This is a genomic window from Dyella sp. (assembly GCF_035486915.1).
Classification (GTDB): Bacteria; Pseudomonadota; Gammaproteobacteria; order Xanthomonadales; family Rhodanobacteraceae; genus Dyella_B.
The window spans coordinates 1-18,154 of the sequence record NZ_DATHMR010000160.1 but is presented as its reverse complement, the minus strand read 5'-3'; the positions used below and the strand labels follow the sequence as shown (position 1 = coordinate 18,154).

20 protein-coding genes are annotated in these 18,154 nt (G+C 59.4%); 4 read left to right on the top strand and 16 right to left on the bottom strand.

Features of this window, described 5'->3' with window-relative positions; translation table 11 throughout:
- Positions 1-47 precede the first annotated feature (47 nt).
- The 12 genes from VK725_RS12785 to VK725_RS12730 form a co-directional block, all read right to left on the bottom strand.
- A complete protein-coding gene (locus tag VK725_RS12785) occupies positions 48-1,313 on the bottom strand; it encodes a glutamate-5-semialdehyde dehydrogenase (protein ID WP_325318438.1) in 1,266 nt (421 codons plus the stop codon).
- On the bottom strand, positions 1,310-2,479 hold the full coding sequence (proB, locus tag VK725_RS12780) for a glutamate 5-kinase (RefSeq protein ID WP_325318437.1): 1,170 nt from the start codon (positions 2,477-2,479) through the stop codon (positions 1,310-1,312). Before proB ends, VK725_RS12785 begins: the two co-directional genes overlap by 4 nt.
- Positions 2,476-2,838 carry a cupin domain-containing protein gene (locus tag VK725_RS12775; RefSeq protein ID WP_325318436.1) on the bottom strand — a complete coding sequence of 121 codons (363 nt, stop codon included), beginning with the start codon at positions 2,836-2,838 and terminating at the stop codon, positions 2,476-2,478. Before VK725_RS12775 ends, proB begins: the two co-directional genes overlap by 4 nt.
- Before the next feature lie 10 nt (positions 2,839-2,848).
- The gene (gene argH / locus VK725_RS12770; RefSeq protein ID WP_325318435.1) at positions 2,849-4,144 is read right to left on the bottom strand and encodes an argininosuccinate lyase; all 1,296 of its coding nucleotides are present in this window, start codon (positions 4,142-4,144) and stop codon (positions 2,849-2,851) included.
- A gap of 50 nt (positions 4,145-4,194) precedes the next feature.
- Positions 4,195-5,148, bottom strand: a complete 954-nt coding sequence (argC, locus tag VK725_RS12765; protein ID WP_325318434.1) for an N-acetyl-gamma-glutamyl-phosphate reductase — start codon at positions 5,146-5,148, stop codon at positions 4,195-4,197.
- 6 nt (positions 5,149-5,154) lie between these two features.
- Entirely contained in the window at positions 5,155-6,420 is a 1,266-nt protein-coding gene (locus VK725_RS12760; RefSeq protein ID WP_325318463.1) for an acetylglutamate kinase, read from the bottom strand.
- Between the two features lie 37 nt (positions 6,421-6,457).
- A complete protein-coding gene (locus tag VK725_RS12755; RefSeq protein WP_325318433.1) occupies positions 6,458-7,558 on the bottom strand; it encodes an acetylornithine deacetylase in 1,101 nt (366 codons plus the stop codon).
- On the bottom strand, positions 7,555-8,751 hold the full coding sequence (locus tag VK725_RS12750; protein WP_325318462.1) for an argininosuccinate synthase: 1,197 nt from the start codon (positions 8,749-8,751) through the stop codon (positions 7,555-7,557). Before VK725_RS12750 ends, VK725_RS12755 begins: the two co-directional genes overlap by 4 nt.
- Before the next feature lie 21 nt (positions 8,752-8,772).
- Positions 8,773-9,249, bottom strand: coding sequence for an OsmC family protein (locus VK725_RS12745; RefSeq protein WP_325318432.1), 477 nt, complete (start codon positions 9,247-9,249; stop codon positions 8,773-8,775).
- Positions 9,239-9,871: an FMN-binding negative transcriptional regulator gene (locus VK725_RS12740; protein ID WP_325318431.1), complete on the bottom strand. Its 633-nt coding sequence runs from the start codon at positions 9,869-9,871 to the stop codon at positions 9,239-9,241. Before VK725_RS12740 ends, VK725_RS12745 begins: the two co-directional genes overlap by 11 nt.
- Before the next feature lie 16 nt (positions 9,872-9,887).
- Complete coding sequence (locus VK725_RS12735; protein ID WP_325318430.1) at positions 9,888-10,895, bottom strand: N-acetylornithine carbamoyltransferase; 1,008 nt, start codon at positions 10,893-10,895, stop codon at positions 9,888-9,890.
- A 304-nt stretch (positions 10,896-11,199) separates the two neighbouring features.
- Positions 11,200-11,766: a glycine zipper 2TM domain-containing protein gene (locus VK725_RS12730; RefSeq protein WP_414648502.1), complete on the bottom strand. Its 567-nt coding sequence runs from the start codon at positions 11,764-11,766 to the stop codon at positions 11,200-11,202.
- A 232-nt stretch (positions 11,767-11,998) separates the two neighbouring features.
- Between VK725_RS12730 and cysS the strand changes: the two genes are divergently transcribed.
- Both cysS and VK725_RS12720 read left to right on the top strand, forming a co-directional pair.
- Positions 11,999-13,375 carry a cysteine--tRNA ligase gene (cysS, locus tag VK725_RS12725; protein ID WP_325318428.1) on the top strand — a complete coding sequence of 459 codons (1,377 nt, stop codon included), beginning with the start codon at positions 11,999-12,001 and terminating at the stop codon, positions 13,373-13,375.
- A gap of 48 nt (positions 13,376-13,423) precedes the next feature.
- Entirely contained in the window at positions 13,424-13,852 is a 429-nt protein-coding gene (locus tag VK725_RS12720) for a SufE family protein (RefSeq protein WP_325318427.1), read from the top strand.
- 431 nt (positions 13,853-14,283) lie between these two features.
- Here the strand turns inward: VK725_RS12720 and VK725_RS12715 are convergent, their stop codons facing one another.
- The gene (locus VK725_RS12715) at positions 14,284-14,481 is read right to left on the bottom strand and encodes a hypothetical protein (protein WP_325318426.1); all 198 of its coding nucleotides are present in this window, start codon (positions 14,479-14,481) and stop codon (positions 14,284-14,286) included.
- A gap of 28 nt (positions 14,482-14,509) precedes the next feature.
- Positions 14,510-15,568 carry an RNA polymerase-binding protein DksA gene (dksA, locus tag VK725_RS12710; RefSeq protein WP_325318425.1) on the bottom strand — a complete coding sequence of 353 codons (1,059 nt, stop codon included), beginning with the start codon at positions 15,566-15,568 and terminating at the stop codon, positions 14,510-14,512.
- A 167-nt stretch (positions 15,569-15,735) separates the two neighbouring features.
- Here dksA and yidD point away from each other — a divergent pair, with 167 nt between their 5' ends.
- Together yidD and VK725_RS12700 are read left to right on the top strand one after the other, a co-directional pair.
- Entirely contained in the window at positions 15,736-15,951 is a 216-nt protein-coding gene (yidD, locus tag VK725_RS12705) for a membrane protein insertion efficiency factor YidD (protein ID WP_325318461.1), read from the top strand.
- Positions 15,941-17,278, top strand: a complete 1,338-nt coding sequence (locus tag VK725_RS12700) for a dihydroorotase (protein ID WP_325318424.1) — start codon at positions 15,941-15,943, stop codon at positions 17,276-17,278. Before yidD ends, VK725_RS12700 begins: the two co-directional genes overlap by 11 nt.
- Positions 17,279-17,308: 30 nt before the next feature.
- Here the strand turns inward: VK725_RS12700 and VK725_RS12695 are convergent, their stop codons facing one another.
- Both VK725_RS12695 and VK725_RS12690 read right to left on the bottom strand, forming a co-directional pair.
- Positions 17,309-17,743 carry a YbaY family lipoprotein gene (locus VK725_RS12695; protein ID WP_325318423.1) on the bottom strand — a complete coding sequence of 145 codons (435 nt, stop codon included), beginning with the start codon at positions 17,741-17,743 and terminating at the stop codon, positions 17,309-17,311.
- Between the two features lie 51 nt (positions 17,744-17,794).
- The coding region (locus tag VK725_RS12690) for a GTP cyclohydrolase, FolE2/MptA family (protein WP_325318422.1) at positions 17,795-18,154 on the bottom strand (360 nt) is incomplete at its 5' end.

Here is an 18,154-nt window from a genome sequence, read left to right as displayed (position 1 = left end):
CTCGGATATCGGCAAGAAGCTGCGGAACTTGAGCATTGCCTTGGGCGCTAAGACAGCTTGCTCGTCGGATGACGCACCTGTCCCCTGCCGCGCACCACGAACCGTTCGACCGTCAGTGCCTCCGCGCCCATCGGCCCGTAGGCGTGCAGGCGCGTCGTCGATATGCCGATCTCAGCGCCGAGACCCAGCTCACCACCGTCGGAAAAACGTGAGGAAGCATTCACCATCACTACGGCAGAGCGAATAGCCCGGATGAAGTGCGCCGCGGACATGTCATCGCCCGTGACGATGACTTCGGTGTGATCGGAGCCAAAGCGCTGGATATGCCCAATCGCCGCACCGAGATCGTCGACGATGCGGATGGCGAGAATGAGATCGAGAAACTCTGCGGCGTAATCGTCATCGCTGGCCGCTCGCATGCCCGTCACCAGGGCGCGCGATCGTTCGCAACCGCGAAGCTCCACGCCACGATGCAGAAGTGCCTGCGCCGCTTTCGGCAGAAACGAAGGCGCAATATCGCGATGAACCAGTAACGTCTCCAAAGCGTTGCATACGCCCGGACGCGATGTCTTTCCGTCGACGAGCAGATCAAGGGCCAGCGCCTCGTCCCCCGTCGCATCGACATACAAATGGCAGACGCCCTTGTAATGCTTGATCACCGGAACGCGCGCGTGCTCGGCGACAAATCGGATCAAGCCTTCGCCGCCGCGAGGAATCGCCAGATCGATGATATCGCTCAGCTGCAACAGCTCGATCATCGTCTCGCGCCGCAGGTCTTCTACCAACGTCAGTGCAGCGGTAGGAATGTGATGCCTTTCCAGCACCTCGCTCAGCACTTTGGCAATCGCAACGTTGGAATGCAGCGCCTCGGAACCGCCGCGCAAAATCACGGCGTTTCCAGCCATCAGACATAACGCGGCGGCGTCTGCCGTCACGTTCGGCCGTGCCTCGTAGATCATCGCGATAACGCCAAGCGGAATGCGCACTCGCTCCACGGAAAGACCATTGGGACGTTTCTCGCTGCGCGTGATCAGACCCACCGGATCGGGCAAGGTGACAATCTCGCGGACCGCATTGGCGATGCCCGCCACCCGCGAATCGTCCAAGCGCAATCGATCGAGCAGCGCGCCTTGTACGCCTTTAGCTGACGCTTGCTGCAAATCCCGCGCGTTGGCTGCAAGAATCACCCCACTTTCGGCATCCAGTGCTGCAGCCATATCCTGGAGTAACGTGCGCTTTGTCTCGGTGTCGAGCGTAAACATCACTTGCGCGGCATCACGGCAGGCCAATGCCAGCGTGCGGATATCACTCATGCTTTCGCCTCTCCCTCGGTGATTTCCGGATCCATTACGGTAGCCAAGTCATCGCGATGCACAATCTCAGCACCGTAGCTGTAACCCAGCAGCGTTTCGATATCACGGCTGTGACGACCCGCCAACCGTACCACTTCGGCGCCCGCATACTGGCTCAACCCGCGAGCAATCGGGCGATCGTCGGCATCGAGGATTTCAACCAGATCGCCGCGATGAAAGTCACCCACAGCACCTAGGATGCCACCCGGCAGCAATGAAGCTCGTCCGCCTGTAATGGCCTTCGCCGCGCCTGCATCCACGCGTATGCGACCACCCCCGGCAGGCGCATGCCGCAGCCAATATTTGCGCGCCTGCATGCGATTACCCGCTACGTCGATCAACGTTCCGCGCAATCGTCCCTGCTGTAATGCTTCCACGGTGGCAGCGTCACGCCCGCCAAACAACACGGTGCGTATACCGGCGCTGGCCGCCTTGGTGGCCGCTTCGAGTTTGGTGCGCATGCCACCTGTGCCAACGCTGGTGCTACTGCCCGTAGCCATCGCCATAACGGCGGGGGTGAGCTGCGGAACGTGACCGATGGGTTTCGCATGCGGATCGCGGCGCGGATCGGCGTTATAGAGTGCATCGACGTCGGATGCGATCAGCAGCAAGTCTGCATCGACAAGCGCTGCAACGATGGCAGCGAGATTGTCGTTATCGCCGAGTTTGAGCTCATCCACCGCCACGGTATCGTTTTCATTCACCACCGGCAGAACGCCTAGAGCGAGCAACTCGCGCAGTGTGGCTCGCGCGTTGAGATAACGGCGTCGATTGCGCAAGTCGTCGTGTGTCAACAACACTTGTGCGACGGGACGTTCGGACAGGCTTTGCCACAAGGCAATCATCGGCGCCTGGCCCAACGCTGCCAACGCCTGGCGTGCAGCGAGCCCGCCACCCGGCGTAACACGTTCACGCATCATGGCGCGACCTGCGGCGACTGCACCCGATGAAACTAGAACGACCTCGCGTCCTGACGCCTGACTGGCGGCAATGAAAGCCGCCAGCGCTTGCGCGTACTGCGTCGTCAATCCACCCCCATCGGCCGCAAGCAGATTGCTGCCGACCTTCAACACCGCTCGCCGCCATGCGGGCAAAGCACGTTCGGGTAGCTGGCGCGTAGTAGTCATGACGCCCCGAACGCCAAGGGTGCCGCCACGCGATCGCCGTGCGCTTTCGGTGCGGAGATCACAAGAAAACGTACATCGTCGCTACCGTTGTTGCGAACCTGATGCGCAACCTCGGGCGGTATATGCAAACCGTCGCCACGTCGCAGACGATGGATGGTGCCATCAAGTTCCAGCGTCGCCTCGCCATCGAGCACATAAAAGAACTGACGTGCGCGTGTATGGAAATGACGCTGCTCGAAGCTGCCGGGAGGCATGCGCTCTTCGATCACGCTCAAATCGTCGGTTGCCAGCAGATGCCAGCCATCGCACGCGTGGCCCCACAGATAATGTTCGGCGTCGGCGATGCTTGTGGCTTTCATGAGCACTCCGTCAATGCGTGAGGTGAGCGAGCCGTTCTTTCAGTGCTTCAAGATGTAGATCGTTTCCTGCGCCCGGTGACGTACGGGCAGCAAGGCTCGCTTCGGGTGTCCGCCCTTGCCCAGTCGCTGTCGCAGCTTCAGCCGCGGCACGATACGCATCGCGGAACGGCACACCTGCCGCCGCCTGCTCAATGGCCACATCGGTGGCGTACATCGCCGGCTCGATGGCAGCGCGCATAACCGGTTCGTTCCACTGCATGCGTGCAAGCAAATCCGGCAGCAACTCCAGTGCAGCAAGGCCATGCGTCACACCGTGGAACAACGAACCTTTCGAAAACTGCAGATCGCGCTGATAACCCGAAGGTAACGAAAGGAGCTGCTCGATTTCACAGCGCGATGCCGCCACCGTGGCGTACGATGCACGCAACAACTCCACGACATCCGGGTTGCGCTTGTTGGGCATGATGGAGCTGCCCGTGGTGTACTCGGAAGGCAGTGAAACGAAGTTGAACTCGGCGGTCGTGAACAGCGACAAATCCCACGCCAGACGTCGGGTATCAAGCAGCGCACTGCTCAGCGCCTCCATCGCGGCCATCTCGAACTTTCCGCGCGAAAGCTGCGCGTAGATGGGCGATATCTGCATGCGTGCGAAGCCCAAGGCTTTGGTTGTATGCACGCGGTCAAGCGGCAGGTTCACGCCGTAGCCCGCGGCCGTTCCCAATGGGTTCGCATCGATCCACGCCGATGTCTGACGCGCGCGCCATGCGTTGTCGACAAAGCCTTCTGCGAAACCGGCGAACCACATCGCAGTCGAGGACACCACAGCACGCTGCAAATGGGTATAACCCGGTAGCGGAATGGCAGGCTGCGCCGCGCGCTGCAAGCAAACTTCGGCGATAGCGCGACAATGCACTTCGAGCGCTGCCAGTGCGTCTTTTAGCCATAGGCGCGTGGCAACCAGAATCTGGTCGTTACGACTACGCCCTGTGTGCACGCGGCGGCCCGCGTCGCCAAGTCGTTCCGTCAAGCGAGCCTCGATGGCCGAGTGGCCGTCTTCGTAGCGCTCATCCAGAACGAAACGGCCTGCGCGAAAATCCTCGGCCAGCGCGTCCAGTTCCCGCTTGAGATCCTGCGCTTCCTGCGTGCTGACTACACCAATATGGGCGAGACCTTCGACATGCGCCTTGCTTGCCGTGATGTCGTGCAAAAAGAATTCGCGATCCAGCAACACGTCGTCGCCGGCGAGGAATTTCATGATCTTCGCGTTGGTTTCGACGCCGGCTTTTTGCCAAAGAAGGTCGCTCATGCGCGGGTTCTCTCCTGAAACGATTGAATGACGGCCGACGATCCGACCGTTTACACAGGTATGGCGGTGTATTCGTCCACACCGATGGCACGATTGATATTCTGCATGGCTTGCGTCGCTGCACCTTTAAGCAGGTTGTCCAGCGTTGCCACGATGACGACACGCTTGCCGTCGGCGGACATCGCAAAACCACCGACTTCGGCGTGATGTTTGTCCGCGATCAGGCTGACCCACGGTGCTTCGTCCACTACGCGCACCAGCTTCTCGCCATCATAGGCATGCCGGAACCGCGCCTGTACTTCTTCACGCTTCAGTGCGCGCGACAAGTAAAGGTTCGTGGTCACGGTCAGCCCTCGGAAATGCGGCGCCACGTGGGGCATGAACTCAACCGGGACACCGAGATGGCGGCTCGCTTCCTTCTCGTGCATATGACCGGTCAGCGAGTATGGAATGAGGTTATCGCGGAGCTTCTCCGGATTATTCTTGTCGGAAGGCGTTGTTCCGGCGCCCGAATAACCGGATACGCCAAAGCTCACGGGCGGCGCCGCCAGCACATCCTTGAGTGGCGCGACGGAAAGTTGGATGGCCGTTGCATAGCAACCCGGGTTGCTGATGCGCTTCTCCCCCCGCCACTTGTTACGGGTCAATTCCGGCAAGCCGTAATACCATGTGTTGTCGAAGCGATAATCGGCCGACAAGTCAACGATGACGGGATCTTTTCCCGCCGCGTCGAACGCCTCGACACAAACAGATGCCTTCCCGTTCGGCAATGCCAGCACCACCACATCCGCAACGAGCCCGGGCAGATCTTCATGCGCGGGAGCGCTGTAACGTAGATCGCCCTTGTACTCGGAAACATGCGCATCCACGCGTTGACCGTCGAGCTCGCGCGACGAGACATACGCAAGTTCCAACGCCGGATGCGCCGCCACCAATCGAATCAGCTCCGCACCCGTGTGACCACGCGCGCCTACAATGCCGATGCGTTTTTTCGTCGTCGCCATGACTGCTCAATCCACCAACGTCGGTTGACGCACGGCGCAGTGGTCCACGCAGCGTGCGATGGTGTCGAAATCGCTCAGGCCGTACCAGAACACTTTCCAGCGCTCCTGCTTGTAGCAACCGTCGGATTCGGCGTAATAAAAATGATTGATCTGATTGCCGTGGCGCGAACGCCAGAACAGGCGCGGATTTTCTTCGCGCATCACCAGCCAGACGGCGCGGCCAAGACCTTCGCCCTGCGCATCGTCGAGCACGGCAAACTTGTCGAGATAGACAAGCCCGCTTTCTTGCGTGAGGATCATCGCAACGCGATAGTTTTCGCTGACGTAGACGCGATAAGGCGTGGTGCGCTCAAAGTAATCATCGACCACTTTGCGTCCGAAGCTGGATTCGATCAGCGTACGCATGCGTTCGAGATCGATACCTTCCCAACTCTCGAATCGGAAGACTTTCTCGCCGCGGCGCACCAGCGTGCCTGAACCCTTGTGCGTGAATAGCTCTTTCGCAAGTTCCGCCGGCCGCGTGATCGACACCGAAGACGTAAGCGGCAGGCTCTGCAAAAGATCGGCAATCTGCTCGATTTTGACCCGCATACCGCCGTTGATCCACGGCTGCGCCATCAAATGCTCGTATTCCGTACTCAGATTGATCGAGTCGATGACCTGGCCTTTGTCATCCAGCAAACCGCCGGTGCCGGTGAGAAAGACAATCTTGTACGGCTGCAGCACACGTACCAGATCATTCGCGGCGAAGTCGGCATTGATGTTGAGGAACTGACCTTCGTCGGTTTCGCCAAGGCTCGCAATGACCGGAATCGAACCCGCACGCAGGCTTGCCTCAATCGGTGCAAGGTTGATGCTGTCGACCTTGCCCACCATGCCGTAGACGTCTTTATCCAGATAACTGGACATGAAAACACCGGAAGGCACCGACGTGGCACGCGTATCCATCGCCTGCAGTGCTTCGACGAGGCGAAGATTCTGCTGCTGGAACACACGACGCACAATCCCGAGAGCTTTGGGCGATGTCACGCGCAAACCGTTGATGGTCTGTTTGGTGATGCCTGCCGCTTGCAGCTCTTCATCCAGCTGCGGGCCTGCCCCGTGCAAGACGATCGGCGTCAAACCCACCTGCTGCAGGAAGGTTAGCGACGAGGTGAGATCGGATAGTTCATCGCGCAGTACCGCGCCACCGACTTTCACCACGGCGAAGCGCTTGGCATCCAGCTGTGAAAATCGTTTGAGGTACTGCTGGATTTCCTTGGCGCTGCCCATAGCGGAGAGCAGGCGCACAATGGTCTGACGGGTGTTCTTATGCGCTTCCACGGTTAACAATCCCGTAAATGGTTTCGGCGTAATTTTTCAGTTGATCAAGCGACACCCATTCGTCGGCGGTGTGCGCCTGCGCGATGTCGCCAGGACCGTAGACGAATGAGATGTAGCCGCCTGCGGAAAACAGCGCGGCTTCAGTCCAGAAATCCACGGCATTGCCGACGGAAATACCAAGCTCATCGGCGATGTCGCGCGCAGCAAGACGGCGTGTTTCGGCGGTGGCCGTGTCGCCTGCGGGAAGCGATACTCCGTGGAATAATTCGGTGAACTTGGTCGGCTGTGGATCGACCAGCGTGCGGAACGTTTCCAGCAAATGGTCCGGATTCATGCTCGGCAACGGACGGAAGCCGAAACGTACTTCCGAAGTCGGTGCAATCATATTGGCCTTGATGCCACCTTCGACACGGCCGATGTTGAAGCGCAATCCGGTCAAGCCACCGAAACGCTCATGCGATTGACGATCGACGTAGTCGAGCGCGGCAGCGCCCCAGCGAACGGTTTGATGCAACGCGCTATCGCTGGGTCGTTGTTCACCCGATGCATGCCCAGCCTGCCCCGCAAAGCTCATCTGCACCGAATGAATGCCACGATGTGCCAGCACCGCTTCGCAACGCGTCGGCTCGGCGACGATCACCGCTTCATACGCCGGCTTGTCGTGCAGGAAGGCTGCAATGCAACGTGGGTCGTTCGCTTCTTCATCCGTCGTGAGCAGCAAGGCCATATCGCCTTTGCTGGCTTGTGCAGTCGCGAGTAGTGCGGCGGCGGCACCTTTGATGTCACACGCACCCAGACCGATGGCTTTGTCATCGGTCACGCGAAGAACATGAGGATCGCTCGTCCAGTGCGGCGAATCGGGCACAGTATCCAGATGCACGTTGAACAGATACTTCGGTTTTCCGCGCACCGCGTACAACGTGACGGCACCTGCACCTTGATCCGTGACCGTCACATTGAAATCAGGTAGCTGTTCGCGCAGGTAGTCGAAGATGCCGCCAGTACCAATCTCACGCGGTGGGTTGCGCGTGTCATAACTAACAAGCGCATTCAGATGTTTCAGCGTTGCATCCAGCAAGGCACTCATCCTCGGTTGACCTCCGCCCAGAGCGTGCTGCTCATGCCGAACAACTTGATGAAGCCTTCCGCTTCGGCAACGCCCCAGTCCGCAGCCTGCGCATACGTGGCGCCCTTCGCGTTGAGGATGTGCTTGGACTCCACGGCAACGGCATTGATGATGCCACCGGAGGTTTCCAGCGTGACGTCGCCGTTGACGGTCGCCTGGCTCGACGCAAGGAACGCTTCCAGATCGGTTTTCAGCGGATCGTGGAAGAAACCTTCGTAAACCAGCTCCACCCACTTGCGTGCAACATCCGGCTTGAAGCGGTTTTGCTGCTTCGTGAGCACCGCTTCTTCCAGCGCGCGATGCGCGACGAGCAACGCCGTGAGACCGGGCGCTTCAAAAATGATGCGGCCTTTCAGACCGATCGTGGTATCGCCAGTGTAAATGCCGCGACCCACGCCGTACTGCGCCAGCAGCCCATTGAGCTTGGCGAGCATCTTGTGGCCCGGCATTTTTTCGCCATCGAGTGCGACTGCTTCACCGTTGGCGAAGCTGATCTTCAAACGTAGCGGTTTGGACGGCCATTCCGAACGCGGCTTGCACCAGCCGACGGCGCCTTCACCCGGCGCTTGCCAACGGTCGATCTCGCCGCCGGACATGGTCAGACCCAGCAGATTTTCATTGATGGTGTAAGCCTTCTGCTTCGCGCGAACGCCAAAGCCGAGATCTTCAAGGTACTTTTGCTCGTAGGCGCGTACCTCGGTGTGTTCTTTCTGGATCTCGCGGATCGGCGCAACGATCTCGTAATCGCCCTGCGCTTTCACCGCCAGATCGAAACGCACCTGATCGTTACCCATGCCGGTGCAGCCGTGCGCGATGGCTTTGGTACCCAATTCAGCGCAACGCCTAAGCGCGGCGTCGACGATCAGATAACGGTCGGAAACGAGCAACGGATATTGCCCCTGATAACCCTCACCCGCCCACACGAACGGTTTCACGAAGCCATTCCAAATCGCCGGACCGCCGTCGACCGTGACATGAGTGGCTGCCTTCAATTCTTTGGCGCGCGCTTCGATAAAAGCACGCTCTTCCGCGTCGACGCCGCCCGTGTCGGCGAACACGGTATGCACGGCCCAACCCTGTTTCTGCAGATAGGGGATGCAGAAGCTGGTGTCGAGGCCACCGGAGAATGCGAGGACGATGTCTTTGCTCATGATGCGGAGTCCAAAAGAGTGTGTTTACACAGATTCGATGACAATGCGCGGTTCGCAGCGCACGGGGAAATTGACGGAGTTGGCGAGAAAGCAGGCGTGGTGTGCGTCCTCGTGCACGCTAACGGCACGCTTGGGATCGCTATCGGCAGTGGCGGTCACTGTGGGACGAAGCACGACTTCGGTGAAACGTCCTTGAGTGCCGCTCTCGTCAAGCGTACCTACGGCCTCATCGTGATAGGCCGTGACAACCACCCCTGCGACGGCAGCGAGATGCAAATACCAAAGCATGTGACAGCTGGAGAGCGCGGCGACGAACATGTCTTCCGGATTGTGCTTCGATCCGTCGCCACGAAATGCGGCATCGGAAGAACCCGCAATCACAGGCTTCCCGGCAACGCGTACTTCGTGATCACGACCATAACCTTGATAGGTTTTAGTGCCCGTACCGTGATTGCCGGTCCAGACAACTTCGACCGGATATTGATGCTGCTTACTTGCCATCGCGACGCTCCTCGGCCTGTTTCATCAATTCCGCCAGCTCGGCATCGCGCTTGCCGGCACGCTCGCCCAGACCTTTCACGACACCCGCGCGATTCGCTGCAGGATGGTTCTGGTTGAGCTTGAATTTGCCGATGATGCGATCGATCGAAATCTCCAGACCTGTGATCGCGCCCAGCATGGATTCGACGTGATCTTCCGGTGCGTCGGAGACATGCCATGGCTCGGGCTGCGTCGCTTCGTGACGATTGGTCAATCGTTCGAGAAAATCGCGCAGCCATGCCTTATCGTTTGTCACATGCAAACGCCCGTGCACATGCACGACCGCGTAATTCCATGTGGGAACTTCGCGGCCAGTCTCGTGTTTGCTGGGGTACCAGTTGGGGCTGATGTAACCGTCGGCCGCCTGAAAAATCACCAGCACCTGCGCACCATCGGCTTTCGCCAATTCGTTGCCGCGTGCGACATGGCCGTGCAGCAACGTATCGCTCACCAGCTCGAACGGCATGTGGTTCGCCGTCAATCCATCCGCATCGTTCATGACGACCGTAGCGAACGGATAGTCGCGGATCAATGCGTGCAGCACCTCGGTGCGCGTTTCGTGAAAAGACTTGGGCAGATACATGCGTTGTCTCTGAAACTCAGCGCTGCGCGATCAGCGATGCCATGACCGCTTTCTGCACATGCAGGCGGTTTTCGGCTTCGTCGATGGCGATGCATGCGGGCGAATCCATCACCGCGTCGGTCGCCTTGATGTTTCGGCGCAACGGCAGGCAGTGACTGAAAACGCCATGGTTGGTCAGCGCCATCTTGGCCTCATCGACGATGAAATGCTTGTTCGCATCCCGAATCGGCTTTTCGTCTTCCCAGCGCCCGAAGAACGGCAGCGCACCCCAGCTCTTGGCGTAGACCACATCGGCGCCGCGATACGCGTCTTCGATGTTGTGACTGACTTTGAGCGAGCCACCGTTCTCTTTTGCGTTCTGCTCGCCGAAGGCCATGTAGCGTTCGTCCAGGACGTAATCGGGCGTGGGACAGAGCAGCGTGACGTCCATGCCCATCTTCGTGGCAATCAGCAACGCCGAGTTGGCAACGGCGGTGTTCAGCGGCTTGGTATGGTACGTCCAAGTCAGCACGTACTTACGGCCTTTCAGATCGCCGAAGCGTTCTTTCAGTGCCATCGCATGCGCGAGTTCCTGACAAGGATGCGTGATCGTTTCCATATTGATCACCGGCACGGTCGCGTACTGCGCAAACGCCTTGATGACGGCGTCTTCGCGATCGACCGACCAATCCTGGAATTTCGGAAAAGCGCGCACCGCGATTAGGTCGACATAGCGGCTCAACACGCGTGCCACTTCGGCGATGTGCTCTTCCGCTTCGCCGTCCATCACCACGCCGGGACGAAACTCGATCGGCCATGCATCTTTGCCCGGCGACAGCACAACGGCGTGACCGCCAAGATGAAACGCGCCGAGCTCAAAACTGGTGCGCGTGCGCATCGACGGATTGAAAAACAGCAACGCTACCGATTTGCCCGCGAGCTGTTGACCGCGCGGCGATCGCTTGAACGCAGCGGCCTGCTCAAGCAGTGCATCGATCTCGGCACGGCTGTAATCCTGGGTGGTGATGAAATGACGAAGCGACATCGTTAACTCCAGTCCAAAAAAGCAAAAAACCCGGCGCAAAGGCCGGGTTTTGTCGTCGTATTACACATGCAACGTGGCGACAGCCTACCCGGCCAAATGTCGGTCCAGCGGTCGACGCGCACGCGATGTCATGCCAGCAGCCATGCGGGCGCTGGTAAGGACAGTAGCGGTATAGACGGCTGCGGACATGAGTGTTCCGGGTGTTGAACTTCAATCATGACCGGATTTTCGCTGCCACGCAACAAAAAATTAAAGGCGACCGTGCCTGAGCACGATCGCCTTCGATATGACTGAACTGAATGAATCAGTCAGCTGGCGAAACACTCACGCGCACGCGCAGGCGCTCACCCGGGTCGTAGCTCAGACGGGACATGTAGATGTCGCCGTGATAACGGTATTCGACGTCATAGCCGATGATCTGGCGCTGATCGACCACCTGACCCTGCTGGCAGACCGTCTGGTTGCTCACGGTGGTGCTGCCATTGCTGGCCACCGAGTTACCGACCGCACCGCCAATCACGGCGCCGCCCACGGTAGCGGCCGTGTTGCCGCGACCATGTCCGATGGTGCTGCCAAGTACGCCACCGACGACCGCGCCAAGCACCGTACCGGCGGTCGTGTTACCCGGCGTCTGCTGCACAACCTGCTGGTTGTAGCACTGCGGCTGCGCACTACGTACAACGCCGTAAACCGGATCTACACGCAGGACATCCGCCCAGGCGGTGTGAGCATTGTCAGGCGCGCCCTGTGGTCCTGGACCCGGGCCGGGCGGACCGCCAGCACCCGGCGGTGGAGGCGGCGGATAGCCACTGTCCTGCGCTGCCACGCCGGTCGATACGACGACCAGAGCAAGCAATGGAATCAACAGCATTTTGTTATTCACTGAAACCTCCCCCTGTGGGGCGTAATGGGCGCCATTTGCGCATACTTGAAATTGCAACAAATTCACGCTGAATCCACGCTTAGAAGCACCGTAACTACATGTCGCTTTCAGGGGCTGGTACACAGCTTTACAAATCTATTCGGCATTTGCGTCATTAGCCGGGCCTGTAGACCTTGTTAAGATGGCCGACTAACCCGCTTCACCGACCTCGGGACAGACCATGCCGATCTCGCTCTACAACAGTCTCAGCCGCCGCATCGAGTCGTTTTCGCCGCTCGATCCGAACCGGGTGACCGTGTATCTGTGCGGACCGACGGTGTATAGCTACGTGCATATCGGGAATGCGCGCGGGCCGGTGGTCTTCGACGTGCTGGTGAAGCTGTTGCGCCGCCATTACCCGGGCGTGGTCTACGCCCGCAACATCACGGACGTGGACGACAAGATCAATGCCGCCGCGCTGGACCAGGGCGTGCCGATCAGCCAGATCACCGAACGCTTCACGCAGGTGTACCGGAACGATATGGGCGGGCTAGGTATTGCTCCGCCCGATATCGAACCGAAGGCCACGGCGCATATCGCCCAGATTATCGCGATGATCCAAACGCTGATCGCCAACGGTCACGCCTACCCCGCCGACGGCCATGTACTGTTCGATGTGGATTCGTATTCAGAGTATGGCGCGCTGTCCGGTCGCGATACCGATGACATGATCGCGGGCGCACGCGTGGAAGTGGCGCCCTACAAAAAGAACCCGATGGACTTCGTGCTGTGGAAACCGTCCACGCCGGAGCTGCCTGGCTGGGATAGCCCCTGGGGGCGCGGCCGGCCCGGCTGGCATATCGAATGCTCGGCCATGAGCGCGGCGCACCTGGGCGAAACCATCGATATCCACGCCGGCGGCACGGATCTGCTCTTCCCGCACCATGAAAACGAAATCGCGCAATCGACCTGCGCCCATGGCGGCAAGGTGTTCGCGCGCTGGTGGATGCACAACGGCATGCTCACGTTCGATGGCCGCAAGATGTCCAAGTCGCTGGGCAACGTGCTGCACGTGCATGAGCTGCTGAAAAAGCATTCGCCGGAAGCGCTGCGCCTGTTGTTGCTGCGCGGCCACTATCGTCAGCCGTTGGACTGGTCGGATGCTGCAATCGCGCAGGCCATCGGCACGCTCGATGGCTGGTATCGCGTACTGCGCGAACTCAACGACGTCGTCATTGACGCGACGCAACCGTTGCCCGTACCGGAACGTCTGGAAGCCGCGCTGTGCGATGACTTGAATACACCCCAAGCGCTCGCCGAGCTCTCCATGCTCGCCGATACGGCGCGGCAAACGCCCTCGCCCGCCAACAAAGCGGCGTTGCTCGGTGGCGGTCTGGTGCTGGGCCTTTTGCAGGACGACCCCGAAGCCTGGTTCAAACAGGCGGCCGGCAATGCGGTCGACGCCAGTCGCGTGGAAGCACTGCTGGAGGAACGCCGCAGCGCACGCGCCGCGCGCGATTTCGCCCGCGCCGACGCCATCCGCAATGAATTGAGCGCCATGGGTGTGGTGATTGAAGACGGCGCCCAGGGCACGCGCTGGAGCGTCGTAAAGCATTGACCGGCAGCGGTTCCTGCGCAGTCAGGCGATCCGCGCGATAATAAGCGCATGAATACGATTGCTAACGCGAGCGCCGAACAGGCTCAACAGGATATCGCCGACGAATTTGCCTTCTTCGGCGATTGGACCGAGCGCTACCAGTACCTGATCGATCTGGGCAAACGGCTTCCTGCGTTCCCTGAGGAATACAAAACCGAGGAATACCGCGTGCACGGGTGCCAGTCGATGGTGTGGCTGGTGCCGAGCGGCGATGCATCGCGCATGCATTTCCAAGCGACCAGCGATTCGGCAATTGTGTCGGGATTGATCGCGCTGGTGCTGCGCGTGTACTCGGATCGTTCGGCCGAAGAGATTGTCGCGACGGAGCCGACGTTTATTCAGACGATTGGATTGGCGAAGCATTTGTCGCCGACGCGGTCGAATGGGTTGGCGGCGATGTTGGTCAAGTTGAAGGCGTATGCGGCTGCACAGCTGTAGCTATTGGTTCTTGAGTTTGCGCTTGCGCAGTTGGCATCGTGCTGTCGCGAGTGTGCCGCCTACGCGGCGGGCGTTTCGTGCCTCTGCCGAGGCCCGAGTCACTTTTCTTTGCCGGCCCAAAGAAAAGTAACCCAAAGAAATGGCCTCAAAGGCTCTTGCTGTTGACGTCAATAAGCATTGCAGCTCATTACCAGTCACAAATCTCACGCGCCTGCCACGCGGAGCCGTTATACCGCGACTATCAAGCGGTGAAGGCTTAAAGCGGGTGACAACGCGTAGGTCACAACGGCGTGTGCTTTAAGCCCTCAGGCCTACTGCGCGTTGCGGCGTAGAGGCACGGCGTATTTGGAACGCAACGTTTCATGTAGGCACAAGCTTTGCGGGTTTATATCCACGCTGTTGCCGCGAGCCTTTCAGGCCATTTCTTTGGGTTACTTTTCTTTGGGCCAGCAAAGAAAAGTGACTCGGCTGCCGGCAGGCAGACGAAACGCCCGCTGCGCAAGCGGCAAACTCGCGATATCAAAATGTTCGCCAGAAACTCGCAAAGATGGCCGATAAATACGTAACCAACTCGCCAACTGGGCGCATACAAATAAAAAGCCCCATCCATCGATGGGGCTTTTGTACATGTCAGAACTCCAAAACGTCCCGACGCAATCAATCACCCATCTGCTTCTGCAGATGCTCACGACGCTCCTGCGCATCCAGCGACAGCGTGGCAATCGGACGCGCATCCAGACGCTCCAGACCGATTTCCTCATCGGTCTCTTCGCAAAAGCCGTAACGGCCTTCTTCGATACGACGCAACGCCTTGTCGATCTTGGAGATCAACTTGCGGTAGCGGTCGCGGGTGCGAAGTTCGAGCGAGTTTTCGGTTTCGCGAGTGGCGCGCTCGGCTTCGTCGCCCACGTCACGTACTTCGTCACGCAGGTTTTCCATGGTCTGGCGGGATTCTTCCACCAGCTGCTCGCGCCATTCACGGAGCTTGTTGCGGAAATAGGCCAGGTGACGAGGATTCATGTATTCCTCGTCATTGGAAGGACGGTAACCCTTGGGAAGGTCGATGTTGGTCGTCGTCGGCAGCGCATAGCGGCCGTCTTCGCGGGTTACACCATTGTCGAGAGTGGTAGCGGAACTATTCATTGAGGACTGCGGGGTCTTCTGTTGCTTGGTCGAGGAATGCGCCGTGGCCGAAGCCACCTTTCCCGTCGTTCCGACGGCGCTGGCCACCTTGCCCCCAATGGTACGGGGGGGCGCCTGAGCAGGTTCGGCGTGCTTGGGTTGGTGCGATGAGGCTGGCGCCGACGCTTTTTTCGGAGCGGGCGCTGGCTTTGCCGGGGCCGGTGCGGGCTTCGCCGCCGGCTTTGCGGCTACTTTTTCTTCCACTTTTTTCACCGGTGCCGGCTTTGCAGGTGCAGCATGCTTGGCGTGCGGCGTGGCGGCGACTTTCTTGGCCGGTTCGGCTTTTTTCGGTTGCGGCTTGGGAGCTGGAGCGGGTTTCTTGGCGACGACCACCTTCTTGGCCGGCGGAGCCTTCTTCGCGACCGCTTTGGCCGGCGCTTTCTTCACCGCGGCCTTTTTCTCAGGCGCAGTTTTCTTCGCAGACTTGGCGGGAGCGACCTTGGCCTTGCTGACCTTGGCTTCATTGCCCTTACCCGCAGCCTTTCCTTTTGGTGCCTTCTTGGCAGCGGACGGATTACGCGTGGTTTTCGCCATTTACCTTCACCATTTTGGCCGTGGCGGCCGGGTGTTATAGCTCAATAGCCTTACACCGGCAACCATCCTTCTGGAATACTCACGCATTAAGTGCCGCTGGTAGTTTCGGCAACGTGAACGCCGTGAGTCGATTAATCCTATTCTTTCTTCGCGTCTATAAGCGCTTCATGAGCCCCCTGCTCGGACAGCGTTGTCGCTTTTACCCCAGTTGCTCCGATTATGCACGGATTGCCGTGACACGCTTCGGTCCGTGGCGTGGAAGCTTGTTGGCAGGATGGCGCATATTACGCTGTCAGCCGCTTTGCACCGGCGGCAACGATCCGGTCCCCGAACACTTCCACCTCCCCTCTTGCCGTAACCATGGAGATTCGCATGTCCACTGACTGGCTGATCAAGAATGCCGAACTGGTCAATGAAGGCCGCCGTTTCCACGCCGATCTGCGCGTGAAGAATGGCCGCATCGACAAGATCGCCGACAGTCTGGACACCCGTCCGGGCGAACAGGTGATCGATGCCACCGGCCTATGGCTGTTGCCCGGCATGATCGACGATCAGGTTCATTTCCGCGAACCAGGGCTGACGCACAAGGCTGATATTGCTCACGAATCCCGTGCGTGCGCGGCGGGCGGCATCACCAGTTTCATGGAAATGCCCAACACCAAGCCCCCGGCGTTGGACCGCGAATCACTGGAAGCTAAGTACAGCCGTGCCGCGGAAACCTCGGCGGTGAATTACGCCTTCTACATGGGCGCCAGCAACGACAATCTGGAAGCCATTCGCTCGCTGGACCCCAAGGCTGCGCCGGGCATCAAAGTGTTCATGGGCGCCTCCACCGGCAACATGCTCGTGGATAACCCGGAAACGCTGGACGGCATTTTCCGCGATGCGCCTACGCCGATCATCACGCATTGCGAAGATACGCCGATGATCGACGCCAATCATGCCAAGGCGCGTGAGAAGTACGGCGACAACATTCCGGCGCGTGAACATCCGCTGATTCGCTCGCGCGAAGCCTGCATCAAATCGACGCGATTGGCGATTTCACTGGCGCAGAAACATGGTACACGTTTGCATGTTCTGCACATTTCCACCGCCGATGAATTGGCGTTGTTCCAGCCCGGCCCGATCAAGGGCAAGAAAATCACGGCCGAAACCTGCGTGCATTTTCTGCATTTCAGCGATGAAGACTACGAACGCCTGGGGTTTCTGATCAAGTGCAATCCGGCCGTGAAAACGGCAGCAGATCGCGAAGCCATCATCAAAGCCGTCGCTGAAAGTCGTATCGACGTGCTGGCGACCGACCATGCTCCGCACCTGCTGGAAGAAAAGGGCCAGCTTTACGACAAGGCGCCTTCGGGCCTGCCGCTGGTGCAGTTCGCGCTGCAAGCTGCAATTCAACGCGTGACCGAGGGCAAGCTGACGCTGGAACGCGTGGTCGAAGCGGTGTGTCACGCACCCGCGCAGCTGTTCAATGTGCACGAACGCGGCTATCTGCGCGAAGGCTACGCCGCCGATCTGACCTTGGTCGATCCACGCAAGCCGCATACGGTGCGTCGCGAGGAAGTGCTATCCAAATGCGGTTGGTCGCCGTTCGAGGGCTATACGTTCAGCAGCTCGATTGCTGCAACGTTCGTCAACGGGCAACGCGTGTGGGATGGCACTACGGTGAACGATGCCGTGCGCGGCCAGCGACTAACATTCGATCGATAAGCTTCCAATCGAATGAACGAAGACGCCTGTTCATTGAACGGGCGTCAAAACAACCTGTACTGGGCCCGTGTTACCCGAACGCCCCAAAACGCTTACTCGCGTGTCGCTGATCGCTAGCAACTTGTCACCTTGATGGATGCGTGCCGACACGGCGAAGTCCACGCCGTCGCCAAGATCCTTCGGTTCGTACGTCAACACAAAGTTCGCAGGGGAAGCGCCAACCGGAGCGATAGTGTCGTTGGCGATGACGCGCGCTGGAGCGTCCTGACGACTGACGTCGGAGAGTGTGACTTCAAGAACCGCATCGCGTGGCAATGACGACGCCGCACTGAAATCCACTTCGCCCGTCAGCGACTTCATCAACGTTTCCTGCACGGGCGGCTTGCTCTTGCCGAAATGGGGCATCCAGCTGCAACCGGCAAGCGCGATGGCGCCGAACATCAAAAGGCCAAAACGAATGTTCACGCGAGTTCCTGATCCACGATGCGAATGCACCATGGTAGCGGCCTTATCGGTTTAACGCGATTTCGGACGCTCTGCGCCGTATCCGCCCGGGACGCCTTTGCTGGCATAAGCCACAGCGTCGTGCGGATGCAAACTTTCCTGGTGTTCTAAGCGAACATGGAAATCGGCGATGTTCTTGTCGGCATCGAGTGCACGCTGAATGCGGCGTGCGGCATCTTCACAGAACATCAGATTGCTGCCGTTGGCGAGCGCGAAGGCCTGTTCGTCTTCGCGCTTGACCGCCGTTTGCACCGGTGTGCCCAGCGAATGCTCGACCGTGTCGAGCAGATCGATGAGCTTCAACGGCGCACCGTCGACGAAGCGCACCAGCAGGCGCGCAACGCTGCGCTGGGCATGCGGCGTCGCCACGAT

Coding starts and splice junctions, on each gene's coding strand:
- VK725_RS12785 (WP_325318438.1), bottom strand. CDS start 1,313: ATGAGTGATATCCGCACGCTGGCATTGGCCTGCCGTGATGCCGCGCAA.
- proB (WP_325318437.1), bottom strand. CDS start 2,479: ATGACTACTACGCGCCAGCTACCCGAACGTGCTTTGCCCGCATGGCGG.
- VK725_RS12775 (WP_325318436.1), bottom strand. CDS start 2,838: ATGAAAGCCACAAGCATCGCCGACGCCGAACATTATCTGTGGGGCCAC.
- argH (WP_325318435.1), bottom strand. CDS start 4,144: ATGAGCGACCTTCTTTGGCAAAAAGCCGGCGTCGAAACCAACGCGAAG.
- argC (WP_325318434.1), bottom strand. CDS start 5,148: ATGGCGACGACGAAAAAACGCATCGGCATTGTAGGCGCGCGTGGTCAC.
- VK725_RS12760 (WP_325318463.1), bottom strand. CDS start 6,420: ATGGGCAGCGCCAAGGAAATCCAGCAGTACCTCAAACGATTTTCACAG.
- VK725_RS12755 (WP_325318433.1), bottom strand. CDS start 7,558: ATGAGTGCCTTGCTGGATGCAACGCTGAAACATCTGAATGCGCTTGTT.
- VK725_RS12745 (WP_325318432.1), bottom strand. CDS start 9,249: ATGGCAAGTAAGCAGCATCAATATCCGGTCGAAGTTGTCTGGACCGGC.
- VK725_RS12740 (WP_325318431.1), bottom strand. CDS start 9,871: ATGTATCTGCCCAAGTCTTTTCACGAAACGCGCACCGAGGTGCTGCAC.
- VK725_RS12735 (WP_325318430.1), bottom strand. CDS start 10,895: ATGTCGCTTCGTCATTTCATCACCACCCAGGATTACAGCCGTGCCGAG.
- VK725_RS12730 (WP_414648502.1), bottom strand. CDS start 11,766: ATGCTGTTGATTCCATTGCTTGCTCTGGTCGTCGTATCGACCGGCGTG.
- cysS (WP_325318428.1), top strand. CDS start 11,999: ATGCCGATCTCGCTCTACAACAGTCTCAGCCGCCGCATCGAGTCGTTT.
- VK725_RS12720 (WP_325318427.1), top strand. CDS start 13,424: ATGAATACGATTGCTAACGCGAGCGCCGAACAGGCTCAACAGGATATC.
- VK725_RS12715 (WP_325318426.1), bottom strand. CDS start 14,481: ATGTACAAAAGCCCCATCGATGGATGGGGCTTTTTATTTGTATGCGCC.
- dksA (WP_325318425.1), bottom strand. CDS start 15,568: ATGGCGAAAACCACGCGTAATCCGTCCGCTGCCAAGAAGGCACCAAAA.
- yidD (WP_325318461.1), top strand. CDS start 15,736: ATGAGCCCCCTGCTCGGACAGCGTTGTCGCTTTTACCCCAGTTGCTCC.
- VK725_RS12700 (WP_325318424.1), top strand. CDS start 15,941: ATGTCCACTGACTGGCTGATCAAGAATGCCGAACTGGTCAATGAAGGC.